Here is a 14,114-nt window from a genome sequence, read left to right as displayed (position 1 = left end):
ACTTAAATAACCTCCGGCGCCAGCGAGACGATCTTCATGAACTTCTTGTCACGAAGCTCGCGACCGACCGGTCCGAAGATACGGGTGCCGCGGGGCTCCCCGTCGTTCTTCAGGATCACGGCGGCGTTCTCGTCGAACTTGATGTACGAGCCGTCGGGACGACGCGTGGACTTGACCGTACGGACGATGACGGCCTTGACCACATCGCCCTTCTTGACGTTTCCGCCCGGGATCGCGTCCTTGACGGTCGCGATGATCGTGTCACCGAGACCGGCGTAACGACGGCGCGAGCCGCCGAGCACACGGATGGTGAGCAGTTCCTTCGCGCCGGTGTTGTCGGCGACCTTGAGGCGGGATTCCTGCTGGATCACTTGGCCTTCTCCAGAATCTCAACCAGACGCCAGCGCTTCGTGGCGCTGAGCGGGCGGGTCTCGTTGATCAGGACGAGGTCGCCGATGCCGGCGGAGTTCGCCTCATCGTGCGCCTTGACCTTCGAGGTGCGGCGGATGACCTTGCCGTAAAGCGGGTGCTTCACGCGGTCCTCGACCTCGACCACGATGGTCTTGTCCATCTTGTCGCTGATGACGTAGCCACGACGCGACTTGCGGTACCCACGGGCATCCGCATCGCGAACATCGTGTGCTGCGTGCTCAGCCTCGACGGCAGCTTCCTTCTTGGTGGCCATCACTCAGCCTCTTCCTTCACGGCGTCGTCGGCGGAGTCCGCCTTCTTCGCCTTCGACTTGGTCGCCTTCTTGGCCGGAGCCTCGACGGGAGCGGGCGTCGCACGGATGCCCAGCTCACGTTCGCGGATCACGGTGTAGAGACGCGCGATGTCGCGCTTGACGGCGCGGATGCGGCCGTGGCTCTCCAGCTGGCCGGTGGCCGACTGGAAACGGAGGTTGAACAGCTCCTCCTTGGCCTTACGCAGCTCCTCAACGAGGCGCTGGTCTTCGAACGTGTCGAGCTCTGCCGGAGCGAGCTCCTTGGTGCCGATCGCCATTACGCGTCGCCCTCCTCGCGCTTGATGATGCGTGCCTTGAGAGGCAGCTTGTGAATGGCACGGGTCAGTGCCTCGCGAGCGAGTTCTTCGCTCACGCCTGAGACCTCGAAGAGGACGCGACCCGGCTTGACGTTGGCGACCCACCACTCGGGGGAACCCTTACCGGAACCCATGCGGGTCTCGGCAGGCTTCTTCGTGAGGGGACGGTCGGGGTAGATGTTGATCCACACCTTGCCGCCACGCTTGATGTGACGCGTGACCGCGATACGAGCGGACTCGATCTGACGGTTCGTCACGTAGGCAGGCGTGAGCGCCTGGATCCCGTAGTCGCCGAAGGAGACCTTCGTGCCACCAGTCGCCTGGCCGCTGCGACCGGGGTGGTGCTGCTTACGGAACTTGACCTTGCGGGGAATAAGCATCAGGCAGACGCTCCTTCTGCGACAGGGGCCTCGTTGCGCGGCGCGCGGCGGCGGTCGCCACCACGGTCGTCACGACGGGACTTCGGTGCGTTGGCCTGCTCGCGAGCAAGCTCCTTGTTGGTCAGGTCACCCTTGTAGATCCAGACCTTCACGCCGATGCGGCCGAAGGTGGTCTTCGCCTCGTAGAAGCCGTAGTCGATGTTCGCGCGCAGCGTGTGCAGCGGCACACGACCCTCGCGGTAGAACTCCGAGCGGCTCATCTCGGCGCCGCCGAGGCGGCCGGAGACCTGGATGCGGATGCCCTTGGCTCCAGCGCGCTGAGCGCCCTGGAGACCCTTGCGCATCGCACGACGGAACGCCACGCGAGCAGAGAGCTGCTCGGCGATGCCCTGTGCGACGAGCTGAGCGTCAGCCTCGGGGTTCTTGACCTCGAGGATGTTCAGCTGGATCTGCTTGCCCGAGAGCTTCTCGAGGTCGCCGCGGATGCGCTCGGCCTCGGCGCCACGACGACCGATCACGATGCCCGGACGGGCGGTGTGGATGTCGACGCGGACGCGGTCACGGGTGCGCTCGATCTCGATGTTCGAGACACCGGCGCGGTCGAGCTGCGTCTTCAGCAGGTTGCGGATCTTGATGTCCTCGGCGACGTAGTCGGCGTAACGCTGACCCGGCTTCGTCGAGTCCGAGAACCAACGCGACACGTGGTCCGTGGTGATGCCGAGGCGGAAGCCGTACGGGTTTACTTTCTGTCCCATTACTTGCTCGCCTTCTTGTTGCTGTCGCTTGCAGCGGCCGGGGCCGCCTCAGGCGTCGAGAGCACGACCGTGATGTGGCTCGTGCGCTTCTTGATCTGGAAAGCGCGACCCTGTGCACGGGGGCGGAAACGCTTGAGCGTCGTGCCCTCGTCTACGTAGGCGTTAGCCACGTACAGGTCCTGCTCGTCGAGGTACTCGCCGTCACGATCCGCCTTGACCTGCGCGTTGGCCATGGCCGACGCGACAAGCTTGTAGATCGGCTCACTGGCGCTCTGCTGTGCGAACTTCAGGATCGCCAGAGCCTCCTGGGCCTGCTTGCCCTTGATGAGCGCGACGACACGACGAGCCTTCTGAGGGGTCACGCGGATGTGTCGCACGCGTGCGATGGACTCCACCATTTCTCTCTCCTCTATCGCCACCGCGTCAGCGGCGGCGGCCCTTCTTGTCGTCCTTCTCGTGGCCGCGGAAGGTGCGGGTGGGCGCAAACTCGCCCAGTTTGTGGCCGACCATGGTCTCGGAGACAAACACAGGAATGTGCTTGCGACCGTCGTGGACCGCGATCGTGTGACCCAGCATGGCCGGGATGATCATGGACCGGCGAGACCAGGTCTTGATGACGTTCTTGGTGCCGGCTTCGTTCTGCACGACCACCTTGCGAAGCAGGTGATCGTCGACGAAGGGGCCCTTCTTAAGACTGCGAGGCATCTTCTCTTACTCCTACTTACGCTTCTTGCCGGCGTTACGACGACGCACGATGTACTTGTCGCTTTCCTTGTTGGCGTGACGGGTGCGACCCTCAGCCTGGCCCCACGGGGAGACGGGGTGACGTCCACCGGACGTCTTGCCCTCACCACCACCGTGCGGGTGGTCGACCGGGTTCATCGCGACACCACGGACGGTCGGGCGGACGCCCTTCCAGCGCATGCGGCCGGCCTTGCCCCAGTTGATGTTCGACTGCTCGGCGTTGCCGACCTCGCCGATGGTCGCGCGGCAGCGCGAGTCGACGTTGCGGATCTCGCCCGAGGGCAGACGCAGCTGGGCGAAGTTGCCATCCTTGGCGACGAGACGGACGGATGCACCGGCCGAACGTGCCATCTTCGCGCCGCCACCAGGACGGAGCTCGATCGCGTGGATGACGGTACCCGTCGGGATGTTCTTCAGCGGGAGGTTGTTACCCGGCTTGATGTCGGCACCAGCGCCCGACTCGATGACGTCGCCCTGCTTCAGCTTCGCCGGCGCGAGGATGTAGCGCTTCTCGCCGTCGAAGTAGTGCAGCAGCGCGATGCGAGCCGTGCGGTTGGGGTCGTACTCGATGTGAGCGACACGGGCGTCCACGCCGTCCTTGTCATTGCGACGGAAGTCGATGACGCGGTACTGGCGCTTGTGGCCACCACCGATGTGACGGGTCGTGATGCGGCCCTGGTTGTTGCGACCACCGGTCTTCGAGAGCGGGCGCAGCAGCGACTTCTCCGGCGTCGATCGGGTGATCTCGGCGAAGTCAGCCACCGACGAGCCGCGACGGCCCGGGGTCGTGGGCTTGTACTTGCGAATAGCCATTATTGTCCTTATCCCCCGGATCAGCCGATTGCCGTGAAGATGTCGATGGTGCCCGACTTCAGGGTCACGATGGCACGCTTGGTGTCCTTGCGCTTGCCTGCGCCGAAGCGGGTGCGACGAGCCTTGCCGACGCGGTTGAGGGTGTTGACCCCAGCGACCTTGACGCCGAAGATCTTCTCGATGGCGAGCTTGATCTCGGTCTTCGAAGCGCGCGGGTCCACGAGGAAGGTGTACTTACCCTCGTCGATGAGACCGTAGCTCTTCTCGGACACGACCGGCTTCAGGATGATGTCGCGCGGGTCCTTGTTCAGGGCCGTCTGGAGAACAGCTGCCTGCTCGCTCATGCGGAGACCTCCTGGTTGGCGCCGGACTTGGAGGCGATGAAGCCCTCGAGCGCGGCCTGGGTGAAGACGATGTCGTCGGAGACGAGCACGTCGTAGGCGTTGAGCTGGTCGAACGTCAGCACGTGCAGGTTCGACAGGTTGCGGATGCTCTTCAGCGTCACGTCGTCGTTGCGCTCGATCACGACGAGCACGTTCTTCGACGAGACGACGTTGGTGAGGAAGTTCACCGCGGTCTTGGTCGAAGGCGTGCCGTTGATGCCGAAGGTCTCGATGGCGTGGATGCGGTCGCCGCGGAAGCGGTCGCTGAGCGCACCCAGGAGGGCGGCCGCGATCATCTTCTTGGGCGTGCGCTGCGAGTAGTCGCGCGGCTTGGGGCCGTGCACGATTCCACCGCCGGTCATGTGCGGCGCGCGGATCGAGCCCTGACGGGCGTTACCCGTGCCCTTCTGCTTGAAGGGCTTGCGGCCGGCACCCGAGACCTCACCGCGACGCTTGGTCGAGTGGGTTCCCTGGCGAGCCGCCGCGAGCTGCGCGACGACGACCTGGTGGATGAGCGGGATGTTCGTCTTGGCGTCGAACAGCGCGGCGGGAAGCTCGATCGAGCCAGCCTTCTTGCCGTCTGCGTTGAGGACGTCAAGCGCGAGAGTGGAGTCAGCCATGATCAGGCACCCTTCACTGCGTTGCGGACGTAGACGATACGGCCACGAGCACCGGGGACGGCGCCCTTGACGAGCAGCAGACCCTTCTCGATGTCGATGGCGTGCACCGTGAGGTTGAGGACGGTCACGCGCTCGCCACCCATACGGCCGGCCATGCGCATGCCCTTGAAGACGCGGCTCGGGGTCGACGATGCGCCGATGGAGCCGGGCTTGCGGTGGTTGCGGTGCGAACCGTGCGAAGCCGAGACACCCTTGAAGTTGTGACGCTTCATGACACCGGCGAAGCCCTTGCCCTTGCTCGTGCCGACGACGTCGACGAGCTGGCCTGCTTCGAAGGTGCCGTCGACCGTGAGCTCCTGGCCCGGCGTGTAGTCGCCGGCATCCGCGGTGCGGATCTCGGTGACGTGACGACGCGGCGTGACGCCGGCGGCCTCGAAGTGGGCGGTCAGCGGCTTGTTCACCTTGCGCGGGTCGATCTGGCCGTAGGCGATCTGAACGGCGTTGTAGCCGTCCTTCTCGGGGGTACGGATCTGCGTGACCACGTTCGAGGCGAGCTCGATGACGGTGACGGGAACGAGCTTGCCGCTCTCGTTCCAGACCTGGGTCATACCGAGCTTGGTGCCCAGCATGCCCTTGGAAATCTTGGAGTTGATATCAACCATGTCCGACCTCAGAGCTTGATCTCGATGTTGACATCGGCAGGCAGGTCGAGACGCATCAGCGAGTCGACAGCCTTGGGCGTCGGGTCGATGATGTCGATCAGACGCTTGTGGGTGCGCATCTCGAAGTGCTCGCGGCTGTCCTTGTACTTGTGGGGCGACCGGATGACGCACACGACGTTCTTCTCGGTCGGCAGGGGCACGGGGCCGACGACCGTTGCGCCCGCGCGGGTCACTGTGTCGACGATCTTGCGTGCGGACGTGTCGATGACCTCGTGGTCATACGACTTCAGGCGAATGCGGATCTTCTGTCCCGCCATTGTCTGCTCTCTCTCTTTAAGCGTCTTACCGACCTGGGCCGGGTGACCCAGGGGCATTGGACGCACGTCGGCGCTGTTCGCGCCTCGGCACTCAGACGGCTCTCGCGAGTCGATCTGCTGCACCACTGTTCTGCTGTCATCCCGCACGCCTCGCAGCGAGCGGGTGTCCGACCTCCGCCGCGCACGGCGAAGCCCTCGTGATGAAGATGTCGGGATCGTTCTGCCACCCGCGGCCTAGGTCCCTGCGCGTCTGCGCCGCCTATGCACTGTCGTGATGGTGATCCGGCCACGCTGAGCGCGCCGGAATGTCGAACCTGTCTATTCTGCCACGGCCGATTTCACTTGCGCAAACCCGGGCGTGTCGCGTTCGCTGTGCATCCGCTGGACTCGTCCGTCCGGGGTCGGATCGACGTGCCCGCGATGCCCCGCTCGATCGTCAGAAAGGCGGTGAGAGCGGGGCGAGGCATCCCCATGCCTCGCCCCGCTTGGGGAGGGCGTTCAGTGCGAGGGGGCACACCGAACGCGAGGAGCCCGGCGTGAAGGGACGCCGGGATCCTCGACCGAGGGCGCGGCGAAGCGACCGCCGCGCGGGCGGGATGACGTCTGAGCGCACAGAGTGCGCGCGTCGCACGATGATCCCCAAAATCGTTATCCCCAGTTTGACGCGGCGAACCGCGTGAGTGCGGGAGGTCGAACCCCTTCGACATCCCTGATCGCAAGTTCCCCAGGCGATCGTCTCCCATTCTAAGGGGACGCTGTCGTGAAACGCGATACCGCCGGGCGGAATACTTGGTGCCGGATGCAGAAGAGCGGCGACTCCCCCGATGGAGGAGTCGCCGCTCTCGGTCTCAGTCGAGAGACCTATTCGTTGCCGACGGCCTTGTCGGCGGTGTCGCGGATCTCGTCGATCTTGTCGGCGGCCCCGGGCGCGATCTTCTTGGCGAAGTCGGCGACGCCGTCGAGGACCTTGTCGCTGATGTCCTCGGCCTGCTCGCTCTTCACTGCCTCGGCGATCTTGTCCTTGTTCTGCTCGTACAGGTCTTTGCCCTTGTTGACGGTCTCATCGATACCCATTGCGGGCCCCCTTGTATCCGTTCTGATGCGCCGGGTCCCCGACGCACGTTCATTCTGCACGCAATGGGTTTCCGGTGGAAGTATTTCGGACCGGAACGTCATCCGACGCCACCTGCCGCGGTGGCCCCGACGCCGGCACCCGAACGGAGGACGTCGGAGCTACGACTGCCAGTAGTTCTTCTTGAACACGACCTGCTGCACCCTGATACCCGGATTGAGAGCGCGGATGTCGGCGTACAGGCGCAGCGGACCCGAAAGGAAGTACGGCAGGGTGTAGAGACCGTATGTCGGCGAGTTCGCCGCCGTCGCATTCGTCGCCGGGACCTCGAGCATCGGTTGAGGCGATGTGCTGACAACCGCTCCACTCGCGTTGAGAGTCTGTGCGACGACGCGTACCTGGAATCCCTTGGTGACCCCTGTCGCCGTGAGATAGAGCGAGAGCTCGCCCGTCTCCTTGATGGTCGCGCTGCTCTCAGCCAGCCAGAAGGCACCAGGGGCTACCGGGATGCGAGCCCACGCCCCCTCCGGCAAGACGGCGTTCCACGACAGTGTCGATGACTTATGAGTGGGCACAGGATCCTCCGCTGGGGGCTGGTAGGGACCGGTTTCGACGTAGTTCTCGAAGTCGACCGAGTTGGTGAATCCCAGCTGCAGCGGCGTGCCGCCGATCCAGAGGGAGACGTGGACATGGGGACCGTAGCCTGCATCACTGCCGAAACCGGATGCGCCCGAGTACGCGATCACCTGTCCGCGGGCGACGCGCGCACCCAACGGGACCGTGCTCGACTGCAGATGCAGATAGCGGATGTAGTTGCCGTCGTCTGCCCGCAGCGCCAGGTAACGTCCGGTCGCGGTCGTCGTGGAATCCTTCCGATCCACGATCACGCCGTTGGCGGCCGCCCGGATCTGCGTGCCGGTGATGACCGCATAGTCGGTGCCCGGCTCGCCCGACGGCGGATTGCGGTTCTTGTGCCCCTGCCAGGAGCTCGAGATGCGCACGTCGCCACATGGGCGGAGGTAGGTCCCCGCCGCAGTCGCGCTGAGGCCCGGGGAGAACAGATCCCACCCGATGGCCGACGCACCGAGCGCCGTGCCCGCAGCCACCAGCATCACGCGCCGCGAGAAGATGGGCTTCGGCGTGGGGCTGCCCGAGAGCTCAGCGTCAGCCGCGCCGCACACTAGCGATCGCCGCCTTCGTTCTCGCCACGGATCAGGTTCTCGATCTGCTCTTCCGGGAGCGGCTCGAGCGACGCCGACGACATGCCGAGCACAGGCGCCGAAGGCGAGCCGCCGATCGTGCACTGCGCCTGCGCCTCCAGCCCGGAGGCCTGAGCCGGGACCAGCACGAGCCATTCGGGCGAGACCAACCTCTGCTCGATGCGGGTGTCTCCGATGGTGAAGGCGACGTCGGCAGGGAACGCCGAGAGCGTCGCGTCGACGCAAATCTGCGCCAGCTCCTCGCCGGCGAAACCGCCGAAGTCGCCGGACGGAGTCTGCGTCGGTTCCGGGGTGGCCGGGGGCTCGGAGGTGGGTGCCGTCACCGACGGGGTGGGGCCAGGAGTCGAAGCCGTCGATGTCGGCACCGGGCTCGACGTGCTCGGCAGCGCAGCGCAGCCCGAGGCACCACCGATGAGGACGACAGCCAGAGCACTCGCGGCGACACGCCGAGCAAGGGGGGATCTCATGATTTTGAATGTACCCAGCGCTGGGCCTCAGCCGTGGATGCGACGCGGACAGTCGCCGGGAATCTTCGCGGCCCGGACTCAGTGCGCAGTCGCACCGGGGGCGACCACCGTGCGGACGGTGCGGAACAGGATGATGAGGTCCTGCATGAGCGACCAGTTCTCGACGTAGTAGAGGTCGAGACGGATGGTCTCCTCCCACGAGAGCGAGGAGCGTCCGCTGACCTGCCACAACCCGCTCATGCCGGGCTTGACGAGCAGTCGTCGATGCGCGAAGTCGTCGTAGAGCGCGACTTCCGTGGCACGCTGGGGTCGCGGACCCACGAGACTCATGTGCCCGAGGAACACGTTGACCAGTTGGGGCAGCTCGTCGATGGAGTGCCTGCGGAAGAAGCGCCCGACCCTCGTGATGCGCGGGTCGTCGTTGATCTTGAACAGCGGCGTGCCGGCGTCGCCCTGCAGATCGAGGAGAGTCGCGAGCTGGTCGTCGGCGTCGGCGACCATCGATCGGAACTTCAGCATGCCGAAGGTCTGCCCGCCGCGTCCGATCCGCTCCTGACGGAAGAAGATGCCACCCGGCCCGTCGACGCGGATCGCGATGGCGGCGATGAGGAAGACCGGCGACATGACGACGAGCAGCAGCGAGGACCCGACGATGTCGAAGGCCCGCTTGAGGAACCGCTTGGCGCCTTCCATGCGCGGGAAGTCGACGTGCACAAGCGGCAGACCGGCGACAGGTGTCGCATGCATGCGAGGACCCGCGATATCCGTCAGCACGGGGGCCATGATGAGTTGGATGTCTCGGTCGGAGACGGAGTACCCGAGGCGGCGCATCGTCAGAGGGTCGAGATCGTCGGATCCGACGATGATCAGCGCGTCGAAGCGCACCTCGTCGAGCACCCTCTCGACGTTGGCGATGTCGCCGAGCACCTCGAAGCCCGAGATGTCGGCAGCGGAGGTGCTCTCGGTGATCACCCCGAGGATCTCGTACCCGCTGCTCTTCGCCCGCCGGATCTCGCGCCCCACGAGGGCGACCTTCGACGGCTCGCCGATCACGACCGCCCTGTGCAGGTACTGCCCCGTCTTCTGCCGTCCGCGCAGCCACTGTCGGCACATCCACCGCGACAGCAGGAGCAGCAACAGCCCGAGGGGGAAGACGACGGCGACGAGCGCGCGCGAGAGCTCCATGCCGAGGAAGAAGGCGACGGCGACCGTCACCGCGAACACCGCGATCGACGCGTTGAAGATGCGACGGTACTCGTCTGCTCCGTGCCCGACGGTGTGACGATCGCGGGAATCGGTCGCGTCGAGCGCGATCAACCAGAGGATTCCGATCACCGCGAGCACCAGGAGATAGGACACTCGAGGCCCGCCCGGCCAAGAGACTCCGGTGAGCAGACTCGGGAGCACGATGAGGGAAGAGATGATCAGCGCGAGCAGCACGACGATGACATCGTTATAGAAGAGACGGCTCGCATACAGCCGAGTCCATGCAACGCGCCTCGCCTTCTTCGCCGGAAGCGCGGCGGTGCTCCTCGGCGAACGCGAGGCGCTGGAGCCACCGTGCTCGAGTTGAACGACGACGACTCTCACCCCCCTTGACCGCGCTGACGCTAGAACGCGAGCAAGTATATCGCTCCGCTTCAGGGCCCGGGGAAGACCTCAACCGGCGCAGTCGTCGGTGACGACGGGCTTTTCGCCCCGCACCATCGGATTCGTCTGCAGCGCGAGCGGCCCATAGTCTCCGTCCGATCCGACGAAGGTCGCCGTCACATCGATCGAGTCGCCCGGGTCGAACCAGGCCTCGAAAGCGACGACCGGCCGGCCGAGGTCATCGATGTCGCGGTGCATCACCGAGACCTCGTCGCCGTTGAAGGTCGCGTCTGTCAACGTGGTTCCCGGAGGACCGTAGATGAAGATCCAGTCGCGGAAGCGAGCGCCGAAGGTCATGCTCTGCACATAGCGGGGCAGTGCCTCGGCCTGCCGCTGGGTCAGGGGCAACGTGAGCGAACCGGTGGCGGTGAACGTCGTGTCGCCTGCCTCGCAGGTCGCCGTGGCCGTCGTCGCGGTCTCCGTGAAGTAGTCGATCTTCGACCCGTTGCTGTTGTTGAAATAGATGCCGACGGTCGTCGCATCGGAGTTGTCCGTCGGCAGAACGCCGCTGATCCTCTCCCCGTCGATCGCTGCGGCGACCTGAGCGTCATCGCTCCAAGCCAGCACGCTGCCCTGCGATGCGCTCTCGGTGATCGCCCACATCATGTCCTTCAGATCGAAGTCGCCGGAGGCGATCTTGTCGAAGACCGCGGCCGCCGTGTCGGCGAAGAAGCCGTCGACGAGCTCGGGCTCCTTGTAGGAATCCCAGCGCCCGTAGACCTCACTCAGCAGCAGCGACACCGCGTTCTCTTCGGAGAGGACTTCACCCGACGCCAGCTCGATCGGCCCTGTCGCCTTGAGGATACGAGACAGTGCGAGAGGGTCGATCGAGATCACGCCGGTGATCTCGTCGTCGGCGATGTCGCGCTGCCACCAGGCGCGCATGATCTTCGCCGCGGTGGGGAAGTCAGGGCGGCTCATGCTCGTGTTGATGTGGTCGACGAGATAGCTCGTGTACAGCTCGATCGCGCTCGGGGGCACGTCGACGTCGACGGCCACGCCGTTCTGGTAGTTGCCGCTGTCACCCTGCGCCCCGATCGCGATCGACCCCTCGTCGACCTTCACGAGGGTCTGTGCGGCGGCGCTGCCTCCGAGGGCGAGCGTCTCGGCGTTGTTCTGGAAGACGAGCAGGTAGTTGCGTTCGCCGTCACCTCCGAGCAGCGTCGGGAGAACCGCGATCATGGGAGCGGCCGCCGACATCACCTCGTCGACCTGATCGACGCCCTCGCGCACGACGGAGACGAGGAAAGGAGACTTCGAAACGGACTCCAGCCCGTCAGCGAGTTCAGCCACGTGCTGTGCCTGATCGTCGGTGGCATCGAGAAGCCGCTCGGTGATCGAACCCTTGGAATCCTCGTCGCCCATCACGGGCAACGCGACACCGTTGACGAGCGCATCGAGCGACTGCGCCGCGAGGCGGACCCCTCTGAGGTTGTCCCCCACGACCGGGACCCACTCCATGACCCACCAGACGGGGTCGGATGCTGCGGCACCCGCGCTGGCGGCGCTTTCGGACAGTTCAGGAAGCACATCATTGACGTCGCCGCCGCCCTGGATCTCCGCGATGAGATCCTGACTCTCGACGAGGCCGTTCTTCACCGTGATGGCACGCAGCCCGACCCAGCACACGGCGACGAGGAACGCGATGACGATCAGGATGACAACGGTCCAGATGCGGCGCCGCCGACGCTGACGGCCCGATCTCGGTTCGTCGATGCCCTGCGCATCCTGACTAGCTGCGCTCATGACCGGCTTGCCTTTCGTGCGGGAGTCATCTGGTGAATTGTACTGGCGCCACCTGGGGCCGCCTCCGCGGCTCTCACTCTGCTTCCGATGAGATGAAGACCGGGGACGCGCCGAGGGTCAGCGTGACCTCGCCGTCCTCGGGAACCATTGACTGCGTCTGCCCGGACATGTCTGTGACCGTCAGCGGGACATCCGTTGCGAAGGTGCGCTGCACTTCTCCCTGCTTCGCCCAGGCGATGCGGGTCTCGTCGTCTCCTGATCCGAACACCTCGACCGTGGTCGTGTCATCCGATTCGTCTGAGACGAACGCTTTGTCGCGCAGCTGCGTGATCATCAGCGCCTGAGCGAAGGCTCCGGGCTTCGGAGCCAGAGCGACGACGTCGGCTCTGGGCCCGTTCTCATAGAGCCCGAAGTTCGACTCGCCCGCGGCGGGGTCGGCAGCGTCGTTGACGAGGTCGTACCAGAAGTACTTCTCGACGCCGTTCGCGAAGGCCAGGGCCTGATTGCGCACCATCATCTGCCCCTGCTCGAGCAGGGAGACGCCGTCGTAGTGCGTGGGGAATCCCATCTCGGTGACCCACACCGGGCGCGTCTCGCCCGCGACCTCCTGCATGTCTGCGTAGGACTGCTGCACGGTGCCGGCGATCAGATCGGCGTCGCGGTTGATCCATGACTCGTAGGGGTGATAGCTCGCCGCGTCGGTCACCGCCATGCCACCGGCCTGCCAGAACCCGGTGAACCATTCGCTGTCGTAGAGCGCTGTGGAGCCTGTGACGATGGGGAGATCCGGATACGCCGTGGTGACGTGGTCGCGCACGGACTGCGCGATCGGCACGTAGCAGGCGGGCGCCGGCCCGCAGGCCGTGTCGTTCTCGCGATGGTTGAACTCGTTCAGCACTTCGAGACCGACGAGGTCGAACCGGTCGGCGACGGCCTTCGCGTAAGCGCCGTACGCCTGGATCGCCTCCTCGTTTCCTGGCGCCTTCCTGGCGCCGTAGAGCCTGTTGCCGTAGACGACGAGGCCCAGCAGCTTCACGTCGTTCGCGTGCATGCGCTCGAACTCGCGCACATAGTTCTGGTCCCACACGTATTGGCCGGCGACCTTCTCGTTCCGCTCCCACGAGATGTCGTTGCGCACTTCGGCGAAGCCGATCGCGGCCGCCAGAGATCCGGTGCCGGCGAAGGCCTCCTTCTCGACGTGGGATCCCACGCCGAAGCGTCCGTCCTGGCTCACGGAGAAGCCGTCGGCGTCGATCACGGCGACATCCGTCTGGATCTGCCGCCCTGAGGAGTCGCTGACGGCGACGGTGTAGTGCCCCTGCGACACCCCGGTCAACGGCAGGGCCGACAGTGGGCCTGCGGAACCGAACTCACCGGTGATCGGCTCACCGCCGGCCGTCGATGTGGCGCTCCACTGCACAGGGCCCTCAGCGAGGGAGACCGCGAGCAGTGCGGACTCGTCCGTCATGATGAGAGAGTCGTTGACGATGCCCGCCGGAGTCTGCACGGCTTCGAACGATCCGTTGGGCACGAGGTTGTCACCGCCGGCCGCGGTGATCGACACCTCGTCGATCCCGAACCCGCGCACGGCACCGGAGAGCACGACATCGAACGTGGATGCGGCGGCCTGATCGGCCGCCGATGTGAACGGGAACTCGATCGTCTCCCACTCCGCATCGAGCTCGGGAAGCGTGAAGGTCTGGCCTGCCGCGTTCAGACGGACGCCGGTTTCGGTCTTCTCCTCTGCGAGCACCCGCACCGAGACGCTGAGCGTGTACTCCGTGTCCGGAGCGAGTGCGACCGGAGCAGACGCGGCGATGATGTCCGCATCGTCAGCCGGAGCATCCACCCGCAGAGACACCGCGCCCTGCGCGGCGTCTCCGACTTCGGGAAGAACCGTGCCGACCACTCCGCGATCTGCGAGGGTCCATCCGTCGATCGATGCCCGTGCCACGTTCGTCACCGGAACCACGGCCGGCGACTCGGTCGCGACCGGCTCGGGAGTGGCGTCAGGCGATGCCTCCGCGCGAGGCTGCGCCTGCTGTCCGGAGATCACCATCGCAGCCGCGGCACCGCCGCCGACAAGGAGCACGGTGACCGCGCTCGCGATGATGATCGTCTTCTTCGTCGCGCGCAGAGCCATCATGTCCTTTCCCCCGAGTGTTCGTCTCCAATGTATCGGGTCGCACTCGGGACGAAGCTGACAGCCGCCCGGGGCTCACCCGCCGAGAACTTCCCTAGACT

18 protein-coding genes are annotated in these 14,114 nt (G+C 65.6%); all 18 read right to left on the bottom strand.

Annotated features, from left to right (window positions below):
- Positions 1 to 2: 2 nt before the first annotated feature.
- Positions 3 to 371, bottom strand: a complete 369-nt coding sequence (gene rplN / locus RU09_RS06650; RefSeq protein ID WP_042538766.1) for a 50S ribosomal protein L14 — start codon at positions 369 to 371, stop codon at positions 3 to 5.
- Positions 368 to 685, bottom strand: coding sequence for a 30S ribosomal protein S17 (gene rpsQ / locus RU09_RS06645; RefSeq protein ID WP_042538763.1), 318 nt, complete (start codon positions 683 to 685; stop codon positions 368 to 370). Before rpsQ ends, rplN begins: the two co-directional genes overlap by 4 nt.
- Positions 685 to 1,002, bottom strand: a complete 318-nt coding sequence (gene rpmC / locus RU09_RS19015) for a 50S ribosomal protein L29 (protein WP_017829202.1) — start codon at positions 1,000 to 1,002, stop codon at positions 685 to 687. Before rpmC ends, rpsQ begins: the two co-directional genes overlap by 1 nt.
- Positions 1,002 to 1,421, bottom strand: coding sequence for a 50S ribosomal protein L16 (gene rplP, locus RU09_RS06635; protein ID WP_042538761.1), 420 nt, complete (start codon positions 1,419 to 1,421; stop codon positions 1,002 to 1,004). Before rplP ends, rpmC begins: the two co-directional genes overlap by 1 nt.
- The gene (gene rpsC / locus RU09_RS06630) at positions 1,421 to 2,176 is read right to left on the bottom strand and encodes a 30S ribosomal protein S3 (protein WP_042538759.1); all 756 of its coding nucleotides are present in this window, start codon (positions 2,174 to 2,176) and stop codon (positions 1,421 to 1,423) included. Before rpsC ends, rplP begins: the two co-directional genes overlap by 1 nt.
- Positions 2,176 to 2,574 (bottom strand): 50S ribosomal protein L22, encoded by a 399-nt coding sequence (rplV, locus tag RU09_RS06625; RefSeq protein WP_042538756.1) that lies wholly within the window; start codon positions 2,572 to 2,574, stop codon positions 2,176 to 2,178. Before rplV ends, rpsC begins: the two co-directional genes overlap by 1 nt.
- Before the next feature lie 25 nt (positions 2,575 to 2,599).
- Positions 2,600 to 2,881: a 30S ribosomal protein S19 gene (gene rpsS, locus RU09_RS06620; RefSeq protein ID WP_017829205.1), complete on the bottom strand. Its 282-nt coding sequence runs from the start codon at positions 2,879 to 2,881 to the stop codon at positions 2,600 to 2,602.
- A 12-nt stretch (positions 2,882 to 2,893) separates the two neighbouring features.
- Positions 2,894 to 3,733: a 50S ribosomal protein L2 gene (gene rplB / locus RU09_RS06615; RefSeq protein ID WP_042538755.1), complete on the bottom strand. Its 840-nt coding sequence runs from the start codon at positions 3,731 to 3,733 to the stop codon at positions 2,894 to 2,896.
- A gap of 20 nt (positions 3,734 to 3,753) precedes the next feature.
- Positions 3,754 to 4,077: a 50S ribosomal protein L23 gene (gene rplW, locus RU09_RS06610; protein ID WP_042538754.1), complete on the bottom strand. Its 324-nt coding sequence runs from the start codon at positions 4,075 to 4,077 to the stop codon at positions 3,754 to 3,756.
- On the bottom strand, positions 4,074 to 4,736 hold the full coding sequence (rplD, locus tag RU09_RS06605) for a 50S ribosomal protein L4 (protein ID WP_042538752.1): 663 nt from the start codon (positions 4,734 to 4,736) through the stop codon (positions 4,074 to 4,076). Before rplD ends, rplW begins: the two co-directional genes overlap by 4 nt.
- A 2-nt stretch (positions 4,737 to 4,738) precedes the next feature.
- Positions 4,739 to 5,398 (bottom strand): 50S ribosomal protein L3, encoded by a 660-nt coding sequence (rplC, locus tag RU09_RS06600; protein ID WP_042538750.1) that lies wholly within the window; start codon positions 5,396 to 5,398, stop codon positions 4,739 to 4,741.
- Between the two features lie 8 nt (positions 5,399 to 5,406).
- Positions 5,407 to 5,715, bottom strand: a complete 309-nt coding sequence (rpsJ, locus tag RU09_RS06595; protein WP_005050520.1) for a 30S ribosomal protein S10 — start codon at positions 5,713 to 5,715, stop codon at positions 5,407 to 5,409.
- An 861-nt stretch (positions 5,716 to 6,576) separates the two neighbouring features.
- Positions 6,577 to 6,789, bottom strand: a complete 213-nt coding sequence (locus tag RU09_RS06590) for a hypothetical protein (RefSeq protein WP_042538748.1) — start codon at positions 6,787 to 6,789, stop codon at positions 6,577 to 6,579.
- Positions 6,790 to 6,948: 159 nt separating this feature from the next.
- Positions 6,949 to 7,968, bottom strand: a complete 1,020-nt coding sequence (locus tag RU09_RS06585) for a M23 family metallopeptidase (protein WP_042538746.1) — start codon at positions 7,966 to 7,968, stop codon at positions 6,949 to 6,951.
- Entirely contained in the window at positions 7,968 to 8,474 is a 507-nt protein-coding gene (locus tag RU09_RS18680) for a hypothetical protein (RefSeq protein WP_197065980.1), read from the bottom strand. The genes RU09_RS06585 and RU09_RS18680 overlap by 1 nt, the downstream gene beginning before the upstream one ends.
- A 78-nt stretch (positions 8,475 to 8,552) precedes the next feature.
- The gene (locus RU09_RS06575) at positions 8,553 to 10,064 is read right to left on the bottom strand and encodes a sugar transferase (RefSeq protein ID WP_082041053.1); all 1,512 of its coding nucleotides are present in this window, start codon (positions 10,062 to 10,064) and stop codon (positions 8,553 to 8,555) included.
- Positions 10,065 to 10,133: 69 nt separating this feature from the next.
- Positions 10,134 to 11,870, bottom strand: a complete 1,737-nt coding sequence (locus RU09_RS18255; RefSeq protein WP_042538742.1) for a DUF4012 domain-containing protein — start codon at positions 11,868 to 11,870, stop codon at positions 10,134 to 10,136.
- A gap of 73 nt (positions 11,871 to 11,943) precedes the next feature.
- Positions 11,944 to 14,016 carry a glycosyl hydrolase gene (locus tag RU09_RS06565; RefSeq protein ID WP_052492886.1) on the bottom strand — a complete coding sequence of 691 codons (2,073 nt, stop codon included), beginning with the start codon at positions 14,014 to 14,016 and terminating at the stop codon, positions 11,944 to 11,946.
- Positions 14,017 to 14,114: the final 98 nt, after the last annotated feature.

The sequence above is a fragment of the Microbacterium sp. MEJ108Y genome (genome assembly GCF_000834175.1).
In the GTDB taxonomy this organism is placed as follows: Bacteria; Actinomycetota; Actinomycetes; order Actinomycetales; family Microbacteriaceae; genus Microbacterium; species Microbacterium forte.
Note: the sequence above shows the minus strand (reverse complement) of the source record. Positions and strands in the feature narration are given on the sequence as shown.